Below are 25492 nucleotides of genomic sequence, written 5' to 3'. Positions count from 1 at the left end.
GCCGGACCTGGGTGCTGCTCACCGCCTATGCCCAACTCCTACTCGCCCGCGGGCCTTGCCCAAGATCAACGCTTCCCTTGGGAACGCCGCCACCGCCGCAGGCTCTCACCTCGGACGAGCCCGCCGCGATTTCGCCCCTGTGCCACCAATCATCGACACCCTCGCTGCCCCTCCGAAACCCTCCAAGGCAGGCCCAGGACGACCGCGGACGCACCAGCACCCCAGCTCGCCGCCACCCAGCGCTCAAGAAGTCAGCGTGATCGCCTTATGCGGTCTGTCCACCTGGCTCGCCGCCGCATAGATGCCGCGACGCATCCGTTCCGACAGCGCCATGTCACGGTGGCGCCTCGACCGCGACGTATTCGACACGTCCGACCACACGGCATCTCACGTTCATGGCGACCCGCACGTCTTCACAGTAGCGAGAGGGGAAGGTGCCGACATGAGTACTCGACACACCGTGGTGGATACCGCCCTTGGGCCGCTCACGATCGTCGCCGACGGCGACGCGGTCACGGGCCTTTACTTGCGGCACCATCTCCGCCGCCCCGCGCAGGAGACGCTCGGTCCCGCGGTCGCGAGCGCCAACGACACGCTGCTCGCAGAGGCAGCCGCGCAGCTCACGGCTGGGAGCGACGAACTGGCCAGGCTGGCCATGATCGCCAACCGCACGCTGGACCGGCTGGAGGACGTGATGGAACGGCAGCGCCAGTTCGTCGCCGATGCCTCGCACGAGCTGTGCACCCCGATCGCCGGCATCCGCGCCCAACTGGAGAGCGGCCTGCTGCACCACGAGGACATGTCGGATGCGATCCGGTCGGCGCTGCGGGACACCGGCCGGCTGGAGCTGATCGTGAACGACCTGATCTTCCTGGCCAGGATCGGATCCGCCCGGGCTCAGGCGCCGGAGGAGGTGGACCTGACCAACCTGGTCACCACTCATGTGGCCAACCGCCCGGCTCGGCTGCCCCCCAAGCTGACCGCCGACCAGGACGTCCGGGTCTATGGGGTGGAGTCGCAGCTGGCCAGGGCCCTCACCGAGTTGCTGGTGAACGCCGACCGGCATGCGGCCGCCGCGGTCTCGGTGGAGGTGCGCCGCCGCGGCGGAGAGGCGGTGGTTGTGGTGGCCAACGACGGGGAGCCCATCGCCGCAGCCGACCGGGAGCGCGTCTTCGAGCGTTTCACCCGGCTGGACACCGCGCGCAGCCGGGATCGCGGCGGCAGCGGTCTCGGCCTGGCCATCGTCTGCGAGGTGGTGGAGGCGCACGGGGGCACGGTGGTCGCCGAGAGCGACGGCCGGGGGGCGCGCTTCGTCATCCGGCTGCCGCTCGCTCGGGTCTCGCTCACCGCCGCCGAACTGCAGCAAGACCGATGAGGCATCGGCGACGACGGGGGGCGGGCATTTCGAGGAGTTGCTGCCGGATGCGGCTTCGCGCTCCTCAACGCAGTAAATGATCAGGTGATGGGGATCGGCCAGATGGTCCTGCCCGGCCCGCCGCGCGACCCGCTGTAGATCCTCGACACCCTGATCGACATCAGCGAACACTGGCCGCCTCCATGCCGCAGTCACCAGGGACGCGTCGATCTCTTTCGGCGCCGGCGGCTTGTGGGAGACGTGCCAACGCGCCAGATCGCCCCGGACTGCTCCAGCCCGCAGAAGGCGATGGAACTTCTGCGCAACGCTCGCGAGGCGGGCATCGACCGGGTGATCGTCCGGTGCGGCACGGCGACCGAGGGCGTCTACGAATTCCTCGGCCTGCGCGACTGCCAGGAAATTTCTTTCGATTCATCATCGTGAATCTCACGTATCGGCTCCGGCCAACGTTTTCGATATGTCATTCCGCTTACTGGCGGATACCAACAAAGAGGGATGAGCAAATGTCTGAGAAGAACAAGGAAATTGTCGGCCGATGGTTCACGGAGTTCTGGGGAAACCCCTTCAACCCCGGCATCATCGACGAACTCGCCGCCCCGGACATCCGGTTCGAGTACTCGCTGCACAAGCCCATGCGCGGCCGAGACGAGGTGCGCGCGTTCGCGACCAACTTCCGTACCGCGTTCCCGGACCTCAACTTCTGGGGCACCGCGGACCTCATCGCCGAGGGTGACTACGTCGTCGGCCAGTGGGAGGGCGGCGGCACGCACACCGGGCCGATCGTCTTCGACGACCTTCCCATCGGCTCCGTGCCGGCGGCCTCCGGCAAGACGCTCCGATTCACCGGCACGACGGTGCTCAAGGTCCAGGACGGCCTCATCGTCGAGGAAGTCGGGCTCGACGACGGCGTGAAGGTTCTTCAGCAGCTCGGGATCATTCCTACCGCCTGAACCGAACACCAGCACGGGCCACCCCGGCATCGAGGCCACCCATAACGCCTCGGCCGACGTCACCCAGGTCCACCACCGCGGCGACACGCCCCGGGCAGGCGGGTACGGGCAGGCCGTGAAGCAGCCCGACGAACGGGATACCCCTGCCGTCGAGGCCAGAGTGGACTGTGGCCGACCGGCTTGACCGGCCCGCTGCACAATGCGGTGGGGCCAGCGGCTTGATGAGCCGTTGGCCCCACTGACGATCCTCGCACCACGTGGGGTGTTCACGAGTACGGCTGATCTGCAGCGCGAGAGCTACTTCGAAGATCGCTTCCCTACCCAGGAATGATCGTTTCCCGAGAGCAGATACAGTTCACGCTTGATCGCCTCACGCATCGCATTGTGCTGTGGTCCCAGAGCGAATTGCTGGTCGCTCCAGTGAGGTGTTGTCAGTAACCGAAAATCACGTTACTGAGCAGAAACTGGCCTACTGGACGGTAGCTCAGTTGCGGGCGACGTGATGTAGAGCAGGTCGCGATCACGGAAGAAACTGCAAACAAGCTCGGGTGTCGCCTGGAGGTGGTCGACGGCTCACTCAATTCTGTCCGCCAGGTCCTTTACGGAGCGCACGATGGTCGGCCGACTCGATCACGCTTGATGCTTTTCCAGACTCACTCGGGCCGCCACGTCCAAGGCCCTGACAATGGCCCAGGCCGAGGAGGTGCTGAAGGAATCGGAGGGCAAGATCCTGCACGCCTCCATCATGGTGTCACTCCTGACAGGAGCACGCGCCGAGGAGCTACGCGCGCTGTGCTGGGATCACGTGGACCTGATAGCCAACCTCGACGCCGTTCCATCCGTGCCCCCGTACATCGCGGTGTGGCGTTCAGTACGAAACGGTGGAGACACCAAGACGCGCAAGTCCCGCCGCACGCTTGCACTGCCCAAGCGATGTGTAGACGTCCTGATCCAGCAGCAGGCAGCTCAGCAGGAGGAGCAAGGCGACGCCTGATCCGAGCGCGGCCTGGTATTCGCGTCCACAGCCGGAACCGAACTGGACGCGGCCAACGTAAGGCGAGCGTTTCGCCGGGTCATCAAGCACACCAGCCTGGACCCATCGGAGTGGACGCCAAGAGAGTTACGGCACAGCTTTGTCTCCCTGCTCTCGGACGCTGGGACGCCGTTGGAAGAGATCTCCCAGCTGGTAGGCCACAGCAGCAAGCACGGCGGTCACCTAACTCGTCTACCGCAAGCAGATTCCGCCTGTGCTTCAGGGAGGAGCGGTGGTCATGGACCGCATCTTCGCAAGACCGGACCCCTGATGACCACGAGTGTCTCGTCCTCGGCAAGTGCCGAGGACGAGACACTCAATCCTTGGACACGATGTACTCGAAGCAGGGATCGCACACGGTCAGCCCATCGCGATCTGCTGACATCCATTCACCGCAGCTACTGCACTGTTCCAGATCCGCACCGTCGCCGAAATAGCCGCACTCGAAGCAGCCATGCACCGCGTCGACTGTTGCCACGGTCTGAAGGTTATGGACCAGCGCTTCCTCCTCACAGGAGTGGCAGTTGCTGACAGGCCACTCACCACCATGCTTTAGCACTCGATACCGCGACTCTCCAAGGACGTTCTCCGCATACGCCTCTGCGGAGACGATTCCGATAGGAGAGTAAGAACAGAACAGGCAGCAGCCTTTCCCTCCCAGCCGAAACGTGTCCTGCAGACACTCCGGGCACTTGACCACAGGGGTGTCGGCTTCGGCGATCACGGGCTTCAAGCTGTTCAAGAGCTCACGAACCATCACTTCGATCGAGCGCACCTGCTCCATGACGCTTCTGAGCGTGCGGCTTATGAGCCTACGCTCCTCATCAGGAGCGCCCGGCGCCAACTCCTTCTCGATGAAGCGTAGAAGCGCCCCCATGGCTGCGGCCACCGTCGCCTTGGTCACCAGAGGGTTGTCCGACAAGAGAGCGAAGTGAGCGACTTGGTTGCGGACTCGGTTCAACCCCTTGATCCGCTTTAGGTCCTTGTCCGAGATCGTCACGTTCGCGATGTTTACTAGGCGATCCAACGCCTGGTCGATAGTGACGCTTTTGAAGTCGCCCACTTCATACTTGGCTCGCTGAGCTTCACGGAGGTCAGCCACGACGAGAGACCAGTGCTCACGAGCCAGGCGGGCCTTGAGCAAGGTCTCGAAGCTCGCACTCAGGTGCAGTGCCGCGTACTTGACGTCCCGATCGCTGCCGCCCCCAAGCAGTTCGACTGCGCTCTTGAGGAAATCTAATCCATTGTTGATCACATGCCAGTTGATCTCAGCCACGGCGGTTCTCCTCAGACAGTGGCTCTACTGTCATCCATCGCTTCCGGCCAGGGACCCTAGTCACGCAGATAGTCACGCAGAATGCGGAGAGGCCACTCCCCGAAGATCGAGAAGCGGCCAAACTTGCTGGTCAAACTATGTGGGGCTACCAGGACTTGAACCTGGGACCTCTTCCTTATCAGGGAAGCGCTCTAACCGTCTGAGCTATAGCCCCGCTCGCACCCCGAACGCTATCGCATCCGCCCTGAAGAAGGCGAACCGATTGTTCGGACGAGGAAAAGCTTACCGCCTTCGGCGGGCTGCTCGCGCCGTACGCTCCCCTGGAGCACGGCGCGAGCACCCGGCCGCAGCAGCCCCTATTCGGCCTCGCTGAACGTCACCTCGACGCCGCCCACCAGGTCGGAGGCGATGTTGTAGATGACCGCCCCCAACGTGGACAGGGCAGTGATCAGTACGACGTTGACCGCCCCGATGAGTGCCGTGTACCCCAGAATCCGGACCGGCTCGAACCAGGACGCGATGTCGATCGGGATGGAGTTCTGGCCGCCCTCACCCTGGCCGAGCTGGTTGACCAGGTCGACGATGGAGTCGAACACGCCCAGGGCCGACAGCACGCCGTACAGGACGGCCACGGCCACGAACAGCACCACGAAGCAGACCAGGGACACCACGAAGCTGAACTTCATGGCCGACCACGGCTCGACCCGGCGCAGGACCAGGTGGGCCTTGCGGGGGAGCCGGCCGCCGGAGGAGTTCGACCCCTTCTTCTTGTTGGTCAGCTCGACGACGGGCGGGGCCTCGGTGGCCAGCGACGGACGGATGCGCACCGTGTCGTTGCCCTCCGGCTGCCCGGGGCCGCCCTGCGGGCCGCCGGGTCCGGCCCCGACGGGTACGCGAGGCCCGCCGGGCCCGTTCGGACCGGAGACAGGGCCCGGGCCCGGGGCAGGTCCGGTGACGGGGCCGGGTGTGCCCGGCTGACGCGGCGATGGCCTGCCGTCGTCCTTGCCCGGCAACGGCCCACCCTGAGCGGGTGAGGTGTCGCGGCCGTCGTCGACCGCGTCGAAGATCTCGGTTTCTCTGGGCTTCTTCGGTTGTTGTCCGTTACCCGAAGCCGCCTTGGTCCTGGCGGAGCCACCCTGGGCGCTCATGAACTATTCTCCTCCCCCGTCTTCCTCATTTTCCACCGAAGTCTCCATGGACTCCGCGTTCCGGGCGAGGGCCACCACGCTGTCGCCTTCAGCGAGATTCATCAATCGCACTCCCATGGTCTGGCGGCCGGACTGCTTGATCTCTCCGGCACTCGTCCGGATCACCCCGCCGGCGGACGTGATCGCGAAGACCTCATCCTCTGGGTTGACCATGACGGCTCCGACCAGCTTGCCACGGGAAGTCACGATTTTCGCCGTCAGCACACCCCTACCGCCACGTCCTTGAACTGGATACTGCTCCACTGGCGTCCGTTTTGCGTACCCACCCTCGGTAGCGATAAGCACATCTTGACCGTCGGCGATCCGATTCATGGCGAGAAGTTCGTCACCTTCGAGGAACCTCATGCCGATGACGCCGCTGGTCGCCCGTCCCATCGGACGGAGCGCGTCGTCGGAAGCGGTGAACCGGATCGACTGCGCGCCCTTGGAGACGAGCAGCAGGTCGTCGGACTCGGAGACCAGGCGGGCTCCGATGACCTCGTCGTCCTCCCGCAGGTTGATCGCGATCAGACCGCCCGATCTGGGGGAGTCGTATTCGGACAGGCGGGTCTTCTTGACCAGCCCGCTGCGGGTGGCGAGGACGAGGTAGGGGGCGACGTCGTAGTCGCGTAGGTCGAGAACTTCCATGACTGTTTCGTCGGGCTGCATGGCAAGAAGGTTCGCGAGATGCATGCCCCGGGCGTCACGACCAGCGTCGGGCAGCTCGTACGCCTTGACGCGGTAGACCCGGCCCTTGTTCGTGAAGAACAGCAACCAGTGGTGCGTCGTGGTGACGAAGAAGTGGTCGACGATGTCGTCCTGGCGGAGCTGCGCCCCGCGTACGCCCTTGCCGCCCCGCTTCTGGGCCCGGTAGAGATCGGTACGGGTGCGCTTGGCGTACCCGCCCCTGGTGATCGTGACGACGATCTCTTCCTCGGCGATGAGGTCCTCGATGGACATGTCACCGTCGTAGGCGATGATCTCGGTCTTCCGGTCGTCGCCGAAGCGGCCGACGACCTCCGCCAGCTCCTCGTTGATGATCTCCCGCTGGCGGCTCTCGCTGGCCAGGATCGCGTTGTACTCGGCGATCTGGGTCATCAGGGAGTCGTACTCGTCCTGGATGGACTGCCGCTCCAGGGCGGCCAGCTTGCGGAGCTGCATGTCGAGGATGGCCTGCGCCTGCACCTCGTCGATCTCCAGCAGCCCCATGAGGCCCTGCTGGGCGGCGGAGGCGGAGTCGGAGGCCCGGATGAGGGCGATGACCTCGTCGAGCCGGCTGAGCGCCTTCAGCAGGCCGCGCAGGATGTGCGCGCGCTCCTCGGCCTTGCGCAGCAGGTAGCGCGTCCGGCGGACGATGACCTCGATCTGGTGCGCCACGTAGTGCCGGACGAACTGGTCGAGCCGCAGCGTCCGCGGCACGCCGTCGACCAGCGCCAGCATGTTGGCGCCGAAGGTGTCCTGGAGCTGGGTGTGCTTGTACAGGTTGTTGAGCACGACCTTGGCGACCGCGTCGCGCTTCAGCACGATGACCAGGCGCTGCCCCACCCGCGAGGAGCTCTCGTCACGGACGTCGGCGATGCCGGTCAGCTTGCCCTCGCGCACCAGCTCGGCGATCTTCAGCGCGAGGTTGTCGGGATTGACCTGGTACGGCAGCTCGGTGACGACCAGCGCCTGCCGCCCCTTGTCCTCCTCGACCTCGACCACGGCCCGCATGGTGATCGAGCCGCGCCCGGTGCGGTAGGCGTCTTCGATGCCGCGCCGGCCCACGATGAGCGCCTTGGTCGGGAAGTCGGGCCCCTTGACCAGCCTGATGGCCGCTTCGAGCAGCTCTTCGTCGCCGGCCTCGGGGTTTTCCAGCGCCCACTTGACCGCCGCGGCGACCTCGCGCAGGTTGTGCGGCGGGATGTTGGTCGCCATGCCGACCGCGATGCCGCCCGAGCCGTTGACCAGCAACTGCGGGAACCGCGCAGGCAGGACGTCGGGCTCCTGCGACTTGCCGTCGTAGTTGGGACGGAAGTCGACGGTCTCCTTGTCGATGTCGCGCAGCATCTCCATGGCGATGGGCGCGAGCTTGCACTCGGTGTAGCGCATCGCCGCGGCCGGGTCGTTGCCCGGCGAGCCGAAGTTGCCCTGGCCGTCGACCAGCGGGTAACGCAGCGACCACGGCTGCGCCAGGCGGACCAGCGCGTCGTAGATCGAGGTGTCGCCGTGCGGGTGGTAGGTGCCCATCACGTCGCCGACGACGCGGGCGCACTTGAAGTAGCCGCGGTCGGGACGGTAGCCCCCGTCGTACATCGCGTAGAGCACGCGCCGGTGCACGGGCTTGAGGCCGTCGCGCACGTCCGGCAGCGCCCTGGACACGATGACGGACATCGCGTAGTCCATGTAACTGCGCTGCATCTCGGACTGGATGTCGACCGGCTCGATGCGCTCAGCCGGGGGAGTGGTGTTCACGTCCGTCACAGGTAAAGGTCCTTCTGGTGGCTAAACGTCGAGGAAGCGCACGTCGCGCGCATTGCGGATGATGAAGTCGCGCCGCGCCTCCACGTCTTCCCCCATCAGTACGCTGAACAGGTCGTCGGCCTGGGCCGCGTCGTCGAGCGTGACCAGGCGCAGCAGCCGGGTCTCCGGGTTCATCGTGGTCTCCCAGAGCTGGCTCGCGTTCATCTCGCCCAGCCCCTTGAAGCGCTGTACGTTGTCGCGCGGCCGCGGGTCGGGCTTGCCGTTGGCGATGCCCTCGGCGATGACCGCGTCGCGTTCGGCGTCGGAGTAGGCGTAGGAGGCGTCCTCGCCCTTGCGGTCCCACTTGATCTTGTAGAGCGGCGGGCACGACAGGTAGACGTGACCGGCCTCGATCAACGGCCGCATGAACCGGAACAGCAGCGTCAGCAGCAGCGTGTTGATGTGCTGGCCGTCCACGTCGGCGTCGGCCATGAGGATGACCTTGTGGTAGCGCAGCTTGGTGATGTCGAACTCGTCGTGGACGCCGGTGCCCAGGGCGGTGATCAGCGCCTGGACCTCGTTGTTCTTGAGGACCTTGTCGATCCGCGCCTTCTCGACGTTGAGGATCTTGCCGCGGATGGGCAGGATCGCCTGGAAACGCGAGTCGCGGCCGCCCTTGGCCGAGCCGCCGGCCGAGTCGCCCTCGACGATGAACAGCTCGCACTTCTCCGGGTCGTTCCACTGGCAGTCGGCCAGCTTGCCCGGCAGCCCGCTGCCCGCCTCCAGCAGCGACTTCCGCCTGGTCAGATCGCGCGCCTGGCGGGCGGCGATGCGGGCGCGGGAGGCCTGCAGGGACTTGTTGATGATGTCCTTGGCCTCGCCGGGGTTGCGCTCGAACCAGTCGCGCAGGTGGTCGTTGCAGGCCTTCTGGACGAACGACTTGGCCTCGGTGTTGCCCAGCTTGGTCTTGGTCTGGCCCTCGAACTGCGGGTCGGACAGCTTGACCGAGATGATCGCGGTCAAGCCCTCGCGAACGTCTTCACCGGAGAGGTTGTCGTCTTTACCCTCTTTGAGGAACTTCTGCTCGCGCGCGTAGCGGTTGACGATCGACGTCAGCGCCGCGCGGAAGCCCTCCTCGTGGGTGCCGCCCTCCGCCGTGTTGATGGTGTTGGCGAACGTGTAGACCGACTCCGAGTAGGAGTTGTTCCACTGCATGGCGATCTCGACCGCGATGCCGTCGCCCTCCTCCTCGAAGGCGATGATCGACGCGTGCGCCGGCTCCTTCTTGGAGTTGAGGTGCTGGACGAAGTCGGCCAGGCCGCCCGCGTAGCTGTAGACGACCCGGCGCGGCTCGCCGTTGACGTGGTCGGGGCGCTCGTCGGTGAGCGTGATCGTCAGGCCCTTGTTGAGGAAGGCCATCTCCTGGAAGCGGCGCGAGAGCGTCTCGAAGTTCCAGGTGGTGGTCTCGAAGACCTCCGCATCCGGCCAGAACGTGACCGTGGTGCCGGTCTCGTCGGTCTGCTCGCCCTTGGCCAGGGGCGCCGTGGGCTTGGACATCTCGTAGCGCTGGCGCCAGTAGAAGCCATTCTGCTTGACCTCGACCTCCAGGGCGGTCGACAGCGCGTTGACGACGGCCGAGCCGACGCCGTGCAGGCCGCCGGAGACCGCGTAGGACTGGCTGTCGAACTTGCCGCCCGCGTGGAGCGTGGTCAGCACGACCTCCACGGCCGAGCGCTTCTCCACCGGGTGGATGCCCGTGGGGATGCCGCGACCGTTGTCGATGACGCGCACGCCGTTGTCGGCCAAGATCGTGACGTCGATCCAGGTGGCGTAGCCGGCCAGGGCCTCGTCGACCGCGTTGTCCACGATCTCCTGGACGAGGTGGTGCAGGCCGCGCTCACCGGTCGAGCCGATATACATACCCGGGCGCTTGCGAACCGCCTCAAGCCCCTCGAGTACGGTGATTGAGCTAGCGTCGTAGGACAACTGCGAAATCCTCCTGCCGCGGACACGCGGCGGGGGAGGCCATCATTCGCGAAAGCTGCCCCTGCCGTGCCCGTCACCGTCGTGAGTGCCCCGATGCGCGGTCACCCAGGGGAGTCGGCTTGCTGCCGGGGTGACACGCAAGCGGACGTGTCCGGAATCCTTTTTTATTCTACCGCCTCCGGAGGGCCAAGGTGGCAATGAACGCGCCTGTGATGCCCTCTAGCTCGTTTTGCCCCCTGTCAAGCATCCCCCCTCCGGAAAGGGGGCTTATCGCGTCTGCGGCTGTCTGATCGCTCCCGGCGCCTAACCGTAGGTGTCGCGCGGGCCCCGGCTTCCGGTCACCCGCAAACCTCCCGTCGGACGGGGCCCGCTCTGCGGCCCCTTGACCTTCACCTTCGTCACGCTGCCGTCGCCCAGCTCCTCGTTGAGCCTGCGTACGAGGGTGCGCGCGAGCAGCCTGACCTGCGTCGCCCACGCCGTGGAGTCGGCCGCGATCAGCACCTCACCGTCGTCGAACGACTCGGGCCTGGTGTGCGCGGCCAGGTCAGGACCCACGATCTCGGGCCAGCGGCCGAACACCGCGCCGACGGCCGCCGGACGCTCCCAGCCTCGATCGGCCAGCAGGTCGGCGATGGCTCGTCCGAAAAGCTGTGGATCGCCGCTCTCCCGGCGCGGCCCCTTCGCCTTGCGCCGGGGCTCGCGGCGGGGGAGCTGGCCGCGCTTGGCCGCGTCGGCCTTGGCCTGGGCGAGCTTCTCCCTGGCCATCGCCACGCCCCTGGCGGTCGCGTTCTCCCCGCCTCGGGTCAGCCTCGGGTCGTCCCCAGCCTGTGGACGAGCGCCGGCCGCCTTCGGGGCGCCGTCGCCAGGACGCGGGTCGTCAGCGGACACGGCCCACACCCCCCTCCGCGACGTCGTATCTGCCTCCCACCAGCTCGCGCGGCACGTCGTCGGGCACGGCCGCCGTGATGAGCACCTGCTCGGCCGGCGCCACGATCTCGGCCAGCCGCCGCCTGCGCTGGCTGTCGAGCTCGGCGAACACGTCGTCGAGGATCAGCACCGGATCGCCGCCGTCGGCCCGCAGCAGGTCGTAGGCCGCCAGCCGCAGCGCCAGCGCGAACGACCACGACTCACCGTGGCTGGCGTATCCGCGGGCCGGCAGGTCGCCGAGGCCGAGGACCAGGTCGTCGCGGTGCGGGCCGACGAGGGTGACCCCGCGTTCGAGCTCGGACGAGCGGACCTCCACTAGCCGCTCCCGCAGACGTTCTTCAAGGGTTTTCCCCAAGTCTGTGGATAACGTCTGTGTATCGAAAGATCCCCGCTCACCGGGGACTTCGCCCTCGGGAAGACCCTCCTCCTGGTCCTCCCCTGTGGACAACGTGCTGCGGTAGGCGAGCGTCGCCGGAGCGCTCGACGGGGCGAGCGCGGCATAGGCCCCGGACACCAGCGGCCGCAGCGCCTCGATGAGCTCCAGCCGCGCCCGCAGCAGCTCTGCCCCGTGCCTGGCGAGGTGGGAGTCCCACACCTCCAGCGTGCTCAGCACGTCGCCCGCGCCCGCCGCGGCGAACCCGCTGTCGCCCTCCTGCCGCCGAGGGCTCCTGCTGCCCCTGCGGGCCTGCGCGGCCGTGCGCAGCAGTGCGCTGCGCTGCTTCAGCACCCGGTCGTAGTCGGCTCTGACGCCGGCGAACCTCGGAGCCCTGGCCACCAGCAGGTCGTCGAGGAAGCGGCGGCGCTCGGACGGGTCGCCCTTGGCCAGCGCGAGGTCTTCCGGCGCGAACAGCACCGTGCGCAGCAGGCCGACGACGTCACGCGCCCTGGACACGGGGGAGCGGTTGAGCCGGGCGCGGTTGGCCCGCCCCGGGTTGATCTCCAGCTCGACCAGCGCCCGGCGCTCGTCCCTGTGGACGGCGCAGCGCACGATCGCCCTCGCGGCCCCCTGCCGCACCAGCGGCGCGTCGCTCGCGACCCGGTGGCTGGCGTGCGTCGCGACGTAGCCGAGGGCCTCGACCAGGTTGGTCTTGCCCTGGCCGTTGGGCCCCACGAACGCCGTGACGCCCGGCTCCAGGCCGAGCTCCACGGAGGCGTAGGACCGGAAGTCGGTCAGCGAGAGGTGGGCGACATGCACCCCACGAAGGTTAGTGGGCCTCGCGGGTCACCGGGGTCACCGGCATGCGTTCTTGTGGAAAACCCTGCGTCTGTGGATAACCCTGGCCCGCACCCGGCGACTCAGCGGGCGGCCTCGCGCGGCGGCGTCACGTCGGCGCCGGGGGAGTCGGCGCCCCTGCCCGTGCTGCCCTCCGACGAACTGATGGCGTGGCCGCCGAACTGGTTGCGCAGCGCCGCGACGACCTTCATCGCGGGGGAGTCGTCCTGGCGCGAGGCGAACCTGGCGTAGAGCGCGGCGGTGATGACCGGCAGCGGGACCGCGTGGTCGACGGCGGCCTGCACGGTCCACCGGCCCTCGCCGGAGTCCTGCGCGTAGCCGCGGAGCTGATCGAGGTGCTCGTCGTCGTCGAGCGCCCGCACCAGCAGGTCGAGCAGCCAGGAGCGGATCACGGTGCCGTGGCGCCAGCTACTGAAGGAGCCCTTGACGTCTTTGACGACGTCGGACGCCTCGAGCAGCTCCCAGCCCTCCGCGAACGCCTGCATCATGCCGTATTCGATGCCGTTGTGGACCATCTTCGCGAAGTGCCCGGCACCGACGTCACCCGCGTGGACGAAGCCGTCCTCGCCCTGGGGCTTGAGGGTGTCGAAGATCGGCATGACCCGGTCGACGTCGGCCTTGTCGCCGCCGCACATGAGCGCGTAGCCGTTCTGCAGGCCCCAGACGCCGCCGCTCACGCCGCAGTCGACGAACCCGATGCGCTTGCCTGCCAGCTCGGCGGCGTGCTTCTGGTCGTCCACATAGTGTGAGTTTCCGCCGTCGATGACGATGTCGCCCTGGTCGAGCAGCCCGCCCAGCTCGTCGATGGTGGTCTGGGTGGGCTTGCCGGCCGGGACCATGACCCAGACCACGCGCGGCGCCTCCAGACGTTCGGCCAGCTCCTTCAGGCTGGCCACGTCGCTGATGGCCGGATCGCGGTCGTAGCCGACGACGTCGTGGCCGCCGCGGCGCAGCCGCTCGGCCATGTTGCCGCCCATCTTGCCCAGCCCCACCATGCCGATCTGCATGACTGTCCTCTACCCCCTCGTCGGACTTCCATCATCCCCGATGACAGGTTCAGCCTGACAGGCGGATGGGCATGATCAGATAACGGTAGTCGGTGGTGGCGGTGTCCTCCACAGGCTTGCCACCCGTGAGGATAGCGGGCTTCGTCGATGTGGTCATCTGCAACCGCGCGACGTCGGAGTCGATGGCCCCCAGGCCCTCCAGGAGGAACTGGTGGTTGAAGGCGATGTTCATCTCCTCGCCCTCGTAGTCGACCGGGAGCGCCTCGACGGCCTGCGCCTCGTCGCCGCTGCCGGCCTCCAGCACGACCTCGCCGCTCTTGAACGCCAGCCGCACCGGCGTGTTGCGCTCGGCGACCAGGGCGACGCGCTTGACCGCCTCCACGAACGTGCCTGTGGACAATTCGGCGCGGGCGGAGAACTCGGTGGGCAGCAGTGAGCGGTACTTCGGGAACTCGGGGTCGAGCAGGCGCGTCGTCGTACGCCGTCCGGCGCTGGAGAAGCCGATCATGCCCTCCCCGGTGCCGCCGGCCGCGCTGAGCGCGATCTCGACCTCGGCGCCGGTCGCGCCGAGCGCCTTGGCGGTGTCGGCGAGCGTCTTGCCCGGGATCATCGCGATGGCGGCGAAGTCGGGCTGGCCCGGCTGCCACTTCAGCTCGCGTACGGCCAGCCGGTAGCGGTCGGTCGCGGCGAGGGTCACCGTGTCGCCCTCGATCTCCATCCGCACGCCGGTGAGCATCGGCAGCGTGTCGTCGCGGCCCGCGGCGACGGCGACCTGGCCGACGGCCGAGGCGAACACGTCGCTGCCCACCCGGCCCGCGGCCGGGGGCATGGCGGGCAGGGACGGGTAGTCCTCCACAGGCATGGTCAACAGGGTGAACCGGGCGCTTCCGCAGGTGACGACCGCCTTGGCGCCGTCCACCACGAAGTCCACAGGCTGTGCGGGAAGAGCGCGCGTGATCTCGGCGAGCAGCTTGCCGGAGACCAGGACGACTCCCGGCTCGCCGGTGTGGACCTCGAGCGTCACCTCGGCGGAGACCTCGTAGTCGAAGCCGGAGAGCTTGAGCCGCTGCTCGTCGGTGACCTCGAGGCGCATGCCGGCGAGTACGGGCACCGACGGCCGCGCCGGGAGGCTGCGTGCCGTCCATGCCACCGCCTCTGCGAGGACGTCTCGCTCGATTCGGAACATCACGGTCATCAGCCTCCTGGGTCGTCGTTGATTGAAGGATCTCAAGGATCCACCCTCCCGGACTCGCGCTCCGAGAGAACCCCTCTATGGGTCTTTGAGTTTCTTAGTTAGAGATAAGAGGTCATCACACTAGGGGCTGTGGAAACTGTGGACAACCAGTGTCTTGGCTGCTCAGTGGCCTTGTTTTCATCCACTGGGGGTGTGGGCGGAGCCTGGGGAGAACTCATGGTGCCTGGGGACGAAGAATTTTCGCCCACAGGCCGTCCCCAGATCATGGTGCCTTCATCCACGGATGAGGGCGGGTTATCCACGAGGTTTCCACAGGTTGTCCACGGGGTAAAACGGGCCGTTCTGGAGCCCCAGATCGGTTGTTCACAGTCTGTCCACACGTTGTCCACTGGTAGTCCCCAGGTTCTCCCCAGGATGTCCCCAGCACTGTCCCCAACCGATGTGGATGGATTTTTCCCGGCATTGTGGGGTGAACTGCGGGGGACATTTTGCGTTTTCGCTGGTCCACAGTGTTTTCCACAGGCTGTGTATGACTTCACGACCCGCGCTGTGTCTGCTTGATCCGCATTGTTAGCTCGTTGACCTGGTTGTACATCGACCTGCGCTCCGCGATGAGGGACCGGATCTTGCGCTCGGCGTGCATCACGGTGGTGTGGTCGCGTCCGCCGAACTGCTGGCCGATCTTCGGCAGCGACAGCTCGGTCAGCTCGCGGGCCAGGTACATGGCGATCTGCCGGGCGTTGACGAGCGCCCGGCTGCGTGAGGTTCCGCACAGGTCGTCGATGCTGATGCCGAAGTACTGGGCGGTCTCGCTCATGATCGCCGCGATGGTGATCTCGGTGTCGGACTCGGAGGTGATGAGGTCCTTCAGCACCACCTCGGCGAGCTGCAGGTCGACGCCCTGCCGGTTGAGGCTGGCGAACGCGGTGACCCTGATCAGCGCGCCCTCGAGCTCGCGGATGTTGGTGGAGATGCGGCTGGCGATGTACTCCAGCACCTCGGGCGGCGCGGCCAGGCCCTCCTGGATGGCCTTCTTGCGCAGGATCGCGATCCGGGTCTCCAACTCGGGCGGCTGGACGTCGGTGATCAGGCCCCACTCGAACCGGTTGCGCAGCCGGTCCTCCAGCGTGATGAGCTGCTTGGGCGCCCGGTCGCTGGAGATGACGATCTGCTTGTTGGCGTTGTGGAGGGTGTTGAAGGTGTGGAAGAACTCCTCCTGGGTCTGCTCCTTGCCCTCCAGGAACTGGATGTCGTCCACGAGCAGGATGTCGATCGCGCGGTAGCGGCCACGGAAGCCGTCGGCCTTGTGGTCGCGGATGCTGTTGATGAAGTCGTTGGTGAACTCTTCGGAGCTGACGTATCTCACCCGCGCGCCGTCGTACAGGCTTTGGGCGTAATGCCCGATCGCGTGCAGCAGGTGGGTCTTCCCCAGCCCGGAGTCCCCGTAGATGAACAGCGGGTTGTACGCCTTCGCCGGCGACTCGGCCACCGCCACGGCCGCCGCGTGGGCGAACCGGTTGCTGGCTCCGATGACAAATGTCTCGAACGTGTACTTCTGGTTGAGTCTGGCCGGTTCGCTGGGCTTGTTGCTCTTCGCCTCCCACCGGTTCGGCGCGGGCTCGGGCGTCTTTTCCACAGGCGGTGTGTACGACTGCCCCTGTTCATAACCGAAGCCCTGCTGTGGATACTCGGTGGATATCTGAGGCTGCTCCGGCTGTGGAGAGTAGAACTGCGGCGGCTCCGAAGGCTGGTTGTGCTGGGGCTGCGCGGGCAGTGCATAGCGGAGCTGACTCTCCACACCCTGGGGATAACTTTGAGTCACAGGCTGTTGATGAGAGTCGACGACGGGCGGCTCGGGAGCCGTCGTGTCGATCATCACGGCCAGCCGCATGGTCTGGCCGAGCTCCTGGGAGAGCGCGTGCGCCACCAGCGGGCGCAGCTTGCCCTCGATGAGGTCCTTGAGGAAGTCGTTGGGGACGCCGAGCACGATCGTGTCGTTGGCCCGCGCGATCGGGCGCACCATGGACAGCCAGGTGCGCTGCTGGATCGGCACGCTCTCGTTGAGGAAGTTGCCCAGGGCCCTCGCCCAAACCTGGCTGAGGTCGACACCGGTCATGGTGTGGTCCCTTCCTTCCTCTCGCGGCCCCCCGCGATCGTTCATCCACATGGCGCGACCGCCCACGGTGCTCGGCGGCCCCTTCGTCCACACGCGGCAGGCGGTCTCTCTGCCCGCGCCCTCCACAGGCGATCCACAGGCTGTCCACAGCCCTTGGGCAGGCCCGAAAGGGCCGACAGTATCTATGTGCACAGCCGTGTTCAAGACGTTGTCCACAGCCTAGTGGCACCTGAGTGCACAAACTGTGGACGTGGGACGGGCGGTGGAAAAGTGGCCTGTGGATTAGTGGATAACCGGTCTGGTTTGACCTGGACGGCACTTGGCCCGTAACGTACGACGGTCGGCTTGTCACGCGACGGCTATTTCGCGTGCCCTCGCTTTCCTGGCAGGCCAGCCCTGTGTGTTAGGCGCCCTTGCGGCGCACCATCAAGCCTGGAGCCCACCCGTGAGCAAGCGTACTTTCCAGCCGAACAACCGTCGCCGCGCGAAGACCCACGGCTTCCGGCTGCGGATGCGCACCCGGGCCGGTCGTGCCATCCTCGCCGCTCGCCGCCGTAAGGGCCGCGAGAAGCTGTCGGCCTGACCGTCCTTCGCGAGTGCAGCCCGCCGGCAGATCAGGCCGGCGGGCGTTAGACGTATACGGTGCTGTCCCGTCACTCCCGCATGCGACGCGGGGAGGAGTTCGAAGCGGCCGTCAGGCGCGGTAAGCGCGCGGGCCGCCCGACCCTAGTGGTGCATTTCACCATTTCGGGGGAAGAGCCACCTCTGGTGGGTTTCGTGGTGAGCAAGGCGGTCGGTGGCGCCGTGACCCGGAACAGGGTCAAACGACGGCTCCGACACCTGATGCGGGACCGTCTCGACCGGCTGCCGCGAGGTAGCCTGCTTGTGGTACGCGCCAATCCACCGGCCGCGTCCGTGCGATTCGAGCAACTGGCCGCCGAGCTCGATCTCGCGCTGGATCGTTTGCTCAGGCGGCGCGAGTCCTCGACGGGTGGACAAAAATGACGGAGCAGCCGCAAGGGGCGGCGCCGGGCCTAGTCGCCCAGGCGCTGATCATCCCCATTCGGTTCTATCGGGCGTTCATCAGCCCGCTGCTCGGTCCACGCTGCCGGTTCTATCCGTCGTGCAGTGCATACGGGCTCGAAGCGATTGCCGTACATGGCGCATTGCGCGGTACATGGCTGACTGTCCGGCGCATCGGGCGGTGCCACCCATTCCATCCCGGAGGTATAGACCCGGTGCCCCCACGCCCGGTCCGGTCCCACGAAACGCAAGGGAGATAGCTCGGTGGAGCTGTCCTGGCTGAGCTGGCTGTACCAAGCCGTAGCCCAAGTCATCATTTGGATCCATACTGCATACAGCACGGTCCTCAACCCGGACAGCGGGCTGACCTGGGCGTTGACGATCATCACGCTGACCGTGTTCATGCGGATCCTGATCTTCCCTCTCTTCATGAAGCAGATGCGCTCGTCGCGGAAGATGCAGGAACTCGCGCCCAAGGTCCAAGAGCTGCGCAAGCGCTACAAGAACGACAAGCAGCGCATGAACCAGGAGGTCATGGCGCTCTACCAGGGCGCGGGCGCCAACCCCCTTGGCGGCTGCCTCCCGGTCGTCGCGCAGTTCCCGATCTTCATCTCCATGTTCACGGTGCTCCAGAACATGGCGAACGGGCACGCGAAGTACGGCATGACCAAGGAACTGGTCGACAGCGCCCGGTCCGCGCACATCTTCGGCGCGCCGCTGCCGGCCAACTTCTGGATGTCCTCCGCCGAGATCGCTGGATTCGACGCGGGCGTCGTCCAGACGAAGGTGGTCCTGGCGATCTTCGTGGCGGTCAGCTCGCTGACCACGTTCCTCACCGTCCGGCAGAGCGTCACCCGCTCCATCGCCCAGATGCCGGACAACCCCATGGCGCAGCAGCAGAAGATCCTCATGTACATCTCGCCGCTGTTCGCCTTCTTCAGCCTGAACTTCCCGCTCGGCCTGATCCTTTACTGGGTCACCACCAACGTGTGGACGCTTGCTCAGCAGCACTGGTTCTACAGTCGGCATCCGATGCCGCAGTACGACGCCAAGGGCAACGTGATTCCGATCCAGGCCAAGCCCGGTCTCATTGCCAAGCTCCGCAAGACCACTCCGGAAGAACAGGCCCCTCCGCCGCCTCCGGAGCCTAAGATCATTAGGCAGCAGCCGAGCCGGCAATCCCGCAGCAAGCGCACCGGCAGCAAGAAGTCTTGAACACGAAGGAGAGGCCGGCCATGACCGAGGCCGAGCAGGAGAAGGCTCCTGATCTCAACGCGCTGGAGCAGGAAGGCGAGATCGCTGCCGACTACGTCGAGGGCCTTCTCGACATCGCCGACATCGACGGTGACATCGACATGGACGTCGAGGGCGACCGCGCCATGGTGTCCGTCGTGGGGCTCAAGAGCACCGAGCTGGTGGGCCCCGGGGGAGAGGTCCTGGAGGCGCTGCAGGAGCTGACGCGTCTGGCCGTGCACCGGCAGACGGGGGAGCGCTCGCGGCTGATGCTCGACGTGGCGGGCTACCGCGAGCGGCGGCGGGTCGAGCTGACCAAGCTCGGCACCGAGGTCGCCAACGAGGTCAAGGAGGACGGCGAGCCGAAGTCGCTGCAGCCGATGACCCCGTTCGAACGCAAGATCGTCCACGACGCGGTCGCGGCCGCCGGGCTCCGCAGTGAGTCCGAGGGCGAGGAGCCGCAGCGGTACGTGGTGGTCCTGCCCGCCTGAGTCGGATCCCGTGTTCGGGGTTCGAGGCGCGTTCGTGCCTGTCGATCCGGCCGTCCGCCCCGCCGTTCGTGGCGCGGTGGGCGGCCGTTTCGTTTATCCGGGCACTTAAGGCGTATCCCTTCTTATCTCGCTTCTCGGATATGCCCTGACATGTCATGAGAAATATTCACCAACTGCCCCCAACCATGCGCGGACGGCGTGCTCACAGGCCGCCTTTACCCGGGGCCGCTAGTCTTCCCTTGTGATCTCACCCAATAGCCTTGGATAGAGATCGGACTCGAAACCCAAGACCCTGTCGCCGCGAACATCGAACGCCGGGCGACGACCCCGTACCGACACACCGATCAAGGGCCACCAGCCCCAGAAAGGGCCACCGAGCAGTGAGCGATGAGCTTCCGGAGCCGCCGGACATAGCGCGGGACGTCTTCGCCGGGGAGGCTTGGGATCGTGCCAACGCGTTCGCCGAGCTGCTGGCGGGTCCTGGTGTCGTCCGTGGGCTGCTGGGTCCGCGGGAGGTGCCCCGGATCTGGGATCGCCATCTGCTCAACTGCGCGGTGGTGGCCGAGGTGGTGCCGCCCGACGTACGGTTGGTGGACATCGGCTCGGGGGCCGGGCTGCCCGGCCTGGTCCTGGCGATCGTCCGGCCGGACATCACCGTGACGCTGCTGGAGCCGTTGCTGCGCCGTACCGTGTTCCTGGAGGAGTGCGTCGACGCGCTCGGACTGGGCAACGTCGAGGTGCTGCGCGGCCGGGCGGAGGAGTTGGCGGGCAAGCGGGAGTTCGACGTCGCCAGCGCCCGTGCGGTGGCACCGCTCGACCGCCTCCTGAAATGGGCGATGCCGCTGCTGCGCGAGGGCGGCGAGCTGATCGCCATGAAGGGGGAGCGGGCCGCCGGCGAGCTGGCCGGGGCCGAGGAGCAGTTGCGAGCCAGCGGTGCCCGAACGGCTGAGCTCGTGACCGTCGGGCGCGGTAAGGTCGAGCCGCCTGCAACATTGGTTCGGGTGGTAGCGGGTCGCACGCCGGAGAGAGCCAGGCGGCGACAGAGGAGGTGACGGTTGTGCCAGTCGCGTCAAGCGGGCTTGGCTGGCCGGACAGCCGTCCGTCCGAGAGTCCAACCGGGGTTGGCTGGCCCGAAATGGGCGTGTCGCGACAGCAAACTCCCGGCACCGGCCCACCACTGGTTGAAAGGATGGCCATCGTGACCCAAACCCCCCTGAACCCCGGTGATTCGCCGTTGGTACGAGAGGCGCTCAGCTCAGTGGTTTCACGTGAAACATCTGCGACCCAGACGGCCGCCCCGACCGGCGAGACCTCCGGTGACGGTGCGGGCGCCTGGCCGCGCCCGCTCAAGACCCGAGTGGTCGCGGTGGCCAACCAGAAGGGTGGCGTGGGCAAGACGACCACCTCGGTCAACATTGCCGCCGCCCTGTCGATGCACGGCCAGCGTGTTCTCGTGGTGGACCTCGACCCGCAGGGCAACGCCTCCACCGCCTTGGCCACGGAGCATCGTGGTGACGTCCCGGACGTGTATCAGGTGCTGGTCGACGATCTTCCGATGGCGGACATCGTCAAGCAGGTGCCCGACATGCCCAACCTCTATTGCGCCCCGGCGACCATCGACCTGGCGGGGGCTGAGATCGAGCTGGTCTCCTTGGTGGCGAGGGAGGCGCGGCTTCGGCGTGCGCTGGCGGCGTACGAGGGGGTGGACTTCGACTACATCATCATCGACTGCCCGCCCTCGCTCGGCCTGCTGACTGTCAACGCGTTGGTGGCGGCCGACGAGGTGATGATCCCGATCCAGTGCGAGTATTACGCGTTGGAGGGCCTCGGGCAGCTCCTGAGGAACGTGGACCTGATCAAGGCCCACCTGAACCCGACGCTGCGACTCTCGACCATCGTGCTCACGATGTACGACGGGCGTACCCGGCTCGCCTCGCAGGTGGCGGATGAGGTGCGGTCTCACTTCGGGGACACCGTGCTGGAGACGGTCATCCCGCGCAGCGTCCGGCTGTCGGAGGCGCCCAGTTATGGGCAGTCGGTGATGACGTACGACCCGGGGTCGAGCGGGGCGACGGCGTACCTGGACGCGGCCCGCGAGATAGCCCACCGGGCCACCGTCGCCTGATCGCCGGTCGTTCGCGCGTTGGCGTTGGGGCCGGTGCACGGTCCTGTAGCGGGTCGGCCCGTTGGCACGCACCGCAGCTCCTGCATGCGTGAAGGCGCGCGTGGGCGCTTCTCCGGCTCCGCTCGGTTCTGGTGGGTGCGCTGGCTTGAGGCGGGGGAGGGTGCGGCCGGGCGGAGGGCGGCACAGGAGCGGCGAGTTGAGTACGTGCAGTGCGACGGGCCAGGGGAGTGTGCGGGCGGTCGTGTCAGCCGGTCGCATTCGAGGGCGCGTTGTCGGGAGATCTCGGCGCCGGGAGTCCGTCGGCGACCGCTCGAATGGAGCGGCGTACGGTGCGCTCATGTGGAGACGCGTGCGGTTGCTTCGCGTGGAGAAGGCGTGCGGTCGACCGCATGGAGAGGTGGCACGGGTCGATCGCGTTGAGCGGCGAACGGTCCATCAGGTGAAGCGGTGTGTGGTCGACCGCGTGGAGCGGAGTACGGGTCGATCGCGTTGAGCGGCGGGCGGTCGATTCCGGGGGCGGCCTTGTCTTCCCCACCGCTTCAACTTCCCCCGAGCCTTTGAGGACGCCGGTGAGTCCGCGTTGAGTGGTTGGTGAAAGGCGGTTCGGGCGAGGGTGTGGCGTTCCCGTGTACGCATCTTGGGCCGGAGTCACGAGTTGGGCAGATTTGTGACCGTGTCGGTGTAAATCCAACGGGACGGTGTGTGGCGAGCGGGCACTACGTCGGGCGTACGACGGTAACCTCTCCTGGAGTGACCGGAATCGACCGGGTGGATGAGGAGACGCAGTGAGTCAGCAGCGGCGGGGATTGGGCAAGGGGCTCGGGGCGCTCATCCCGACCGGTCCTATCGTTGACGGCACGGGGGCGGCGCCGTCCCCGGCGAATGGTTCAGCGGAGGAGACGGGGCCGAAGCCGATTGCGGGGGCGTACTTCAAGGAGGTCGCTCTTCGCGCGATCGTCCCCAATCCGCGTCAGCCGCGTGAGATCTTCGACGGGGAGCGCCTGGACGAGTTGGCGGCCTCGATCCGGGAGGTCGGCCTGTTGCAGCCGATCGTGGTCCGGTCGGTCGGCGGTGGCAAGTATGAGCTGATCATGGGGGAGCGGCGCTGGCGAGCATGCCAGCAGGTCGGCCTGGATCCGGTCCCGGCCATTGTCCGCAACACCCAGGACACCGATCTCCTGCGCGACGCGCTCATCGAGAACCTTCAGCGTGAGCAGTTGAACGCCCTGGAAGAGGCGGCGGCATACCAGCAGTTGCTCGACGACTTCCAGGCGACGCACGAAGAGCTCGCGCAGAAGGTCGGCCGGTCGCGTCCCCACATCACCAACACGCTGCGCCTCCTCAACCTCCCCCCAGAAGTTCAGCGAACGGTGGCGGCCGGAGTCATCAGCGCGGGCCATGCCCGAGCGCTCCTCGGTCTCAAAAGCCCCGAAGAGCAGCTACGGCTTGCCAAGCGAATCGTGGCGGAGCTGCTGTCGGTGCGGGAGGTGGAGGAGATCGTCTCCATGGGCAGCGCCAAGGCCGCGAAGAATCCGCCCCGCGAACGCCAGCCGGCCAAGCCAACGGCTCCCGGCCTGACCCACCTCGCCGACCGTCTCTCGGATCATTTCGAGACCAAGGTGAAGGTGGATCTGGGGCGGAGGAAGGGGCGGATCGTCGTGGAGTTCGCGACGATCGACGACCTTGAGCGGATCATCGGCACGATGGCGCCGGAGGCGGTCCGAGCGATGAGGGAAGCGGAAGACTGACGCTCGGGCTTCTTCTTTGTTCCACGTGAAACATGAAGCTGTTGGACGTGGACGTGGACGTTGCGGTTTCACGTGAAACAAGGAAGCCCGGCCGTCGATGGTCGGATGTCGATCCGCCCTTGCCCACCTGCCGGACTGCTGCGGCGAACTCGGCCAGGTACGACGTCCTGGTCCTTGAGCAGGTGGCCAAGCCCGCCGACGCCGTCGACTGACAGCTCTGCGCGCCTGGCGTATCGGCCACGCCTTCTAGCTCGCCTCCTCACGTCGGCCGTCCTCGCGCGTGGGCCGTCCTCGCGTGTCGGCCGTCCCCGCGTGTCGGACGCCTGCCCGCATCGGTTACCGTCGCGGACTGGCAGCTGCCTTGGGCTGGCCGCTTCCGCGGGTCGGCTGCTCTTGCGTTGGCCACCTTCTCGCGTTGACTGCCTTCTCGCGCTGGCTGTCTTCTTCCGGCCTCCGCGGTTCTCCTCGCTGGAGATCGGATGCGACAGGTGGCGCTTGTTTCACGTGAAACAAGCGTCGTGGCGGCGGTCGCGCGGCGTGAGCGGTCGGGGTAGTGGTACGCGCCCGACGAGCGAAAGGGCGCCGTGTTTCACGTGAAACACGGCGCCTCAAAGGCGGCCGGTGAGCGGCGAGGACTGGCGTCGGTTGGCGTCGGTTGGCTTCTCTCTACACGGCGGCGGCTTTGCGGATGTCGTCGAGGAAGTCGTCCACGTTCTCGGGTGTCGTGTCGAACGCGGTCATCCAGCGGACGGTACCGGCCGCCTCGTCCCAGAAATGGAAGAGGTAGCGCTGCCGGAGAGCCTCGGCGACCGTGGGCGGGAGGGTGGCGAACACGGCGTTGGATTGCACCGGATGGGCGAGGGAGACGCCAGGGAGTTCGGCCACCCCGTCGGCAAGACGGTTGGCCATGAGATTCGCGTGTGCCGCGTTCCGCCGCCACAGGTCGTCCGTCAGGAGGGCGGAGAGTTGCGCGGAGATGAAGCGCATCTTCGAGGCGAGCTGCAGCGACTGACGACGCAGGAACGGGACGGCATGCGCCAGCGACCCATCGAGCACCACCACGGCCTCGGCGGCCAGGGCGCCGTTCTTGGTGCCGCCGAAGCTGAAGACGTCGACACCGGCGTCGGTCGTGATGGTCCTCAGCTCGCAGTCGAGGTACGCGGCGGCGTTGGCCAACCTGGCACCGTCGACGTGCAGGCGCATCCCGGCCTCGTGCGCCACGTTGGCGAGCGCGGCGATCTCGGCGGGGGAGTAGCAGGTGCCGAGTTCCGTCACCTGGGAGATGGAGACGACCGTCGGCTGAGTCTCGTGGGGATTGCCGAGGCCGCCCAGGCGTGACGTGACGTCCTCCGGACGAAGCTTGCCGTCCCGTGTCGGGACGGTCATGAGCTTCACGCCGAGCAGGCGCTCCGCGGCACCTGCCTCATGGGTGGCGATGTGCGCGCTGTCGGCACAGATGACGGCGTCGTAGCGGCCGAGCATGAGGGCCAGGCCGACCATGTTGGCGCCTGCCCCGTTGAGCACCGCGAAACCCTGCGCGCCCGGACCGAATACTTCCTTGGCCTTGTCCTCGAACGTGGACGTCCAACTGTCGTCGCCGTACGCCGGCGCGTCTCCGTGGTTCGCGGCGGCCATCGCTTCGAGGATGGCCGGATGCACGCCCGCATGGTTGTCACTGGCGAAGCTCTTGGGGTACATGGAATCGATCAGCACACCGTAAGGCTACTTACCTCGCGTGTGGCGGCCTGTCGGCCGGGGGGTGGTGATGCGGCGACGAGGAAGGCGACGAGGAGGGTGACGGGGAGGGTGACGGGGAAGCCGTGCCGCGCGCACATGGCCGACCGCACGCGGACACGGCTGGTTCCGGAGGACGGCTGGTTCCGGAGGACGAGGCGCGCCTCCAAGAGGGATCGGGGCGGATGGTCGTGTCACCCACCGCCTCGCTCGAGCGGCGCCGCCATGCTCACATGAGCGCGCTCGCACCGCATGCGCTCGTGCCGCGTGCGCTCGTGCCGCGTGCGCCCGCACCGCGTGCGCTCGTGCCGCGCGTGTCCGTGCCGCGCGTGTCCGCGCTGCGTCCGCGCCGCGTGCGTCCGTGCCCGTGTCGGCGCGGGCTCGTGCCGAGTGAGGGCGGAGCTGGTACC

At 67.1% G+C, this 25492-nt stretch carries 22 protein-coding genes, 1 tRNA gene and 1 pseudogene; 13 read left to right on the top strand and 11 right to left on the bottom strand.

The window, feature by feature from the left end; translation table 11 throughout:
* Window positions 1–442: 442 nt before the first annotated feature.
* From ACZ6S0_RS28260 to ACZ6S0_RS28240, 5 genes and pseudogenes are all read left to right on the top strand, one after another.
* Entirely contained in the window at window positions 443–1375 is a 933-nt protein-coding gene (locus ACZ6S0_RS28260; RefSeq protein WP_465922320.1) for a sensor histidine kinase, read from the top strand.
* Between the two features lie 240 nt (window positions 1376–1615).
* On the top strand, window positions 1616–1798 hold the full coding sequence (locus ACZ6S0_RS28255; RefSeq protein WP_465922319.1) for a hypothetical protein: 183 nt from the start codon (window positions 1616–1618) through the stop codon (window positions 1796–1798).
* An 80-nt stretch (window positions 1799–1878) separates the two neighbouring features.
* Window positions 1879–2325: an ester cyclase gene (locus ACZ6S0_RS28250; RefSeq protein ID WP_465922318.1), complete on the top strand. Its 447-nt coding sequence runs from the start codon at window positions 1879–1881 to the stop codon at window positions 2323–2325.
* A 685-nt stretch (window positions 2326–3010) separates the two neighbouring features.
* Complete coding sequence (locus ACZ6S0_RS28245) at window positions 3011–3319, top strand: site-specific integrase (protein WP_465922317.1); 309 nt, start codon at window positions 3011–3013, stop codon at window positions 3317–3319.
* A gap of 12 nt (window positions 3320–3331) precedes the next feature.
* Window positions 3332–3469, top strand: a pseudogene (locus ACZ6S0_RS28240) (site-specific integrase); the annotation flags it as partial.
* 205 nt (window positions 3470–3674) lie between these two features.
* On the opposite strand, the gene ACZ6S0_RS28235 reads toward ACZ6S0_RS28240, so the two are convergent.
* The 10 genes from ACZ6S0_RS28235 to dnaA all read right to left on the bottom strand — a co-directional run bounded on the left by ACZ6S0_RS28235 (window position 3675) and on the right by dnaA (window position 16728).
* A complete protein-coding gene (locus ACZ6S0_RS28235; protein ID WP_465922316.1) occupies window positions 3675–4634 on the bottom strand; it encodes an HAD-IA family hydrolase in 960 nt (319 codons plus the stop codon).
* Between the two features lie 140 nt (window positions 4635–4774).
* A tRNA-Ile gene (locus ACZ6S0_RS28230) sits at window positions 4775–4848 on the bottom strand.
* A gap of 142 nt (window positions 4849–4990) precedes the next feature.
* Window positions 4991–5782 (bottom strand): DUF3566 domain-containing protein, encoded by a 792-nt coding sequence (locus tag ACZ6S0_RS28225; RefSeq protein ID WP_465922315.1) that lies wholly within the window; start codon window positions 5780–5782, stop codon window positions 4991–4993.
* A gap of 3 nt (window positions 5783–5785) precedes the next feature.
* The gene (gene gyrA, locus ACZ6S0_RS28220; RefSeq protein WP_465922314.1) at window positions 5786–8284 is read right to left on the bottom strand and encodes a DNA gyrase subunit A; all 2499 of its coding nucleotides are present in this window, start codon (window positions 8282–8284) and stop codon (window positions 5786–5788) included.
* 21 nt (window positions 8285–8305) lie between these two features.
* Window positions 8306–10249 carry a DNA topoisomerase (ATP-hydrolyzing) subunit B gene (gene gyrB / locus ACZ6S0_RS28215; protein WP_465922313.1) on the bottom strand — a complete coding sequence of 648 codons (1944 nt, stop codon included), beginning with the start codon at window positions 10247–10249 and terminating at the stop codon, window positions 8306–8308.
* A 303-nt stretch (window positions 10250–10552) separates the two neighbouring features.
* Window positions 10553–11137: a DciA family protein gene (locus ACZ6S0_RS28210; RefSeq protein WP_465922312.1), complete on the bottom strand. Its 585-nt coding sequence runs from the start codon at window positions 11135–11137 to the stop codon at window positions 10553–10555.
* Entirely contained in the window at window positions 11127–12371 is a 1245-nt protein-coding gene (gene recF / locus ACZ6S0_RS28205; RefSeq protein ID WP_465922311.1) for a DNA replication/repair protein RecF, read from the bottom strand. Before recF ends, ACZ6S0_RS28210 begins: the two co-directional genes overlap by 11 nt.
* Before the next feature lie 101 nt (window positions 12372–12472).
* Window positions 12473–13417 carry a phosphogluconate dehydrogenase (NAD(+)-dependent, decarboxylating) gene (gene gnd, locus ACZ6S0_RS28200; protein ID WP_465922310.1) on the bottom strand — a complete coding sequence of 315 codons (945 nt, stop codon included), beginning with the start codon at window positions 13415–13417 and terminating at the stop codon, window positions 12473–12475.
* 49 nt (window positions 13418–13466) lie between these two features.
* Window positions 13467–14606 (bottom strand): DNA polymerase III subunit beta, encoded by a 1140-nt coding sequence (gene dnaN / locus ACZ6S0_RS28195; RefSeq protein ID WP_465922378.1) that lies wholly within the window; start codon window positions 14604–14606, stop codon window positions 13467–13469.
* A 541-nt stretch (window positions 14607–15147) separates the two neighbouring features.
* Window positions 15148–16728 carry a chromosomal replication initiator protein DnaA gene (gene dnaA / locus ACZ6S0_RS28190; protein WP_344878844.1) on the bottom strand — a complete coding sequence of 527 codons (1581 nt, stop codon included), beginning with the start codon at window positions 16726–16728 and terminating at the stop codon, window positions 15148–15150.
* Window positions 16729–17173: 445 nt separating this feature from the next.
* Between dnaA and rpmH the strand changes: the two genes are divergently transcribed.
* The 8 genes from rpmH to ACZ6S0_RS28150 all read left to right on the top strand — a co-directional run bounded on the left by rpmH (window position 17174) and on the right by ACZ6S0_RS28150 (window position 23348).
* A complete protein-coding gene (gene rpmH / locus ACZ6S0_RS28185) occupies window positions 17174–17311 on the top strand; it encodes a 50S ribosomal protein L34 (RefSeq protein ID WP_043614899.1) in 138 nt (45 codons plus the stop codon).
* Window positions 17312–17391: 80 nt separating this feature from the next.
* Complete coding sequence (rnpA, locus tag ACZ6S0_RS28180) at window positions 17392–17733, top strand: ribonuclease P protein component (RefSeq protein WP_465922377.1); 342 nt, start codon at window positions 17392–17394, stop codon at window positions 17731–17733.
* Window positions 17730–18011 (top strand): membrane protein insertion efficiency factor YidD, encoded by a 282-nt coding sequence (yidD, locus tag ACZ6S0_RS28175; protein WP_344878850.1) that lies wholly within the window; start codon window positions 17730–17732, stop codon window positions 18009–18011. The genes rnpA and yidD overlap by 4 nt, the downstream gene beginning before the upstream one ends.
* Before the next feature lie 4 nt (window positions 18012–18015).
* Window positions 18016–18966, top strand: coding sequence for a membrane protein insertase YidC (yidC, locus tag ACZ6S0_RS28170; RefSeq protein ID WP_465922309.1), 951 nt, complete (start codon window positions 18016–18018; stop codon window positions 18964–18966).
* 20 nt (window positions 18967–18986) lie between these two features.
* Window positions 18987–19475, top strand: a complete 489-nt coding sequence (locus ACZ6S0_RS28165) for a Jag family protein (protein WP_344878855.1) — start codon at window positions 18987–18989, stop codon at window positions 19473–19475.
* Between the two features lie 380 nt (window positions 19476–19855).
* Window positions 19856–20527 carry a 16S rRNA (guanine(527)-N(7))-methyltransferase RsmG gene (rsmG, locus tag ACZ6S0_RS28160; RefSeq protein ID WP_465922308.1) on the top strand — a complete coding sequence of 224 codons (672 nt, stop codon included), beginning with the start codon at window positions 19856–19858 and terminating at the stop codon, window positions 20525–20527.
* A gap of 305 nt (window positions 20528–20832) precedes the next feature.
* Window positions 20833–21600 carry a ParA family protein gene (locus ACZ6S0_RS28155; RefSeq protein ID WP_465922376.1) on the top strand — a complete coding sequence of 256 codons (768 nt, stop codon included), beginning with the start codon at window positions 20833–20835 and terminating at the stop codon, window positions 21598–21600.
* Between the two features lie 785 nt (window positions 21601–22385).
* Window positions 22386–23348 (top strand): ParB/RepB/Spo0J family partition protein, encoded by a 963-nt coding sequence (locus ACZ6S0_RS28150; RefSeq protein WP_465922307.1) that lies wholly within the window; start codon window positions 22386–22388, stop codon window positions 23346–23348.
* Window positions 23349–24014: 666 nt separating this feature from the next.
* On the opposite strand, the gene ACZ6S0_RS28145 is transcribed toward ACZ6S0_RS28150, so the two are convergent.
* Window positions 24015–25061 carry a threonine aldolase family protein gene (locus tag ACZ6S0_RS28145; RefSeq protein WP_465922306.1) on the bottom strand — a complete coding sequence of 349 codons (1047 nt, stop codon included), beginning with the start codon at window positions 25059–25061 and terminating at the stop codon, window positions 24015–24017.
* Window positions 25062–25492 lie beyond the last annotated feature (431 nt).

The sequence above is a fragment of the Nonomuraea sp. NPDC051298 genome (assembly GCF_055586305.1).
This window is presented reverse-complemented; position numbering and strand designations above follow the sequence as displayed.

Coding starts and splice junctions, on each gene's coding strand:
- ACZ6S0_RS28260 (WP_465922320.1), top strand. CDS start 443: ATGAGTACTCGACACACCGTGGTGGATACCGCCCTTGGGCCGCTCACG.
- ACZ6S0_RS28250 (WP_465922318.1), top strand. CDS start 1,879: ATGTCTGAGAAGAACAAGGAAATTGTCGGCCGATGGTTCACGGAGTTC.
- ACZ6S0_RS28245 (WP_465922317.1), top strand. CDS start 3,011: ATGGCCCAGGCCGAGGAGGTGCTGAAGGAATCGGAGGGCAAGATCCTG.
- ACZ6S0_RS28225 (WP_465922315.1), bottom strand. CDS start 5,782: ATGAGCGCCCAGGGTGGCTCCGCCAGGACCAAGGCGGCTTCGGGTAAC.
- gnd (WP_465922310.1), bottom strand. CDS start 13,417: ATGCAGATCGGCATGGTGGGGCTGGGCAAGATGGGCGGCAACATGGCC.
- dnaA (WP_344878844.1), bottom strand. CDS start 16,728: ATGACCGGTGTCGACCTCAGCCAGGTTTGGGCGAGGGCCCTGGGCAAC.
- rnpA (WP_465922377.1), top strand. CDS start 17,392: ATGCGACGCGGGGAGGAGTTCGAAGCGGCCGTCAGGCGCGGTAAGCGC.
- yidD (WP_344878850.1), top strand. CDS start 17,730: ATGACGGAGCAGCCGCAAGGGGCGGCGCCGGGCCTAGTCGCCCAGGCG.
- ACZ6S0_RS28165 (WP_344878855.1), top strand. CDS start 18,987: ATGACCGAGGCCGAGCAGGAGAAGGCTCCTGATCTCAACGCGCTGGAG.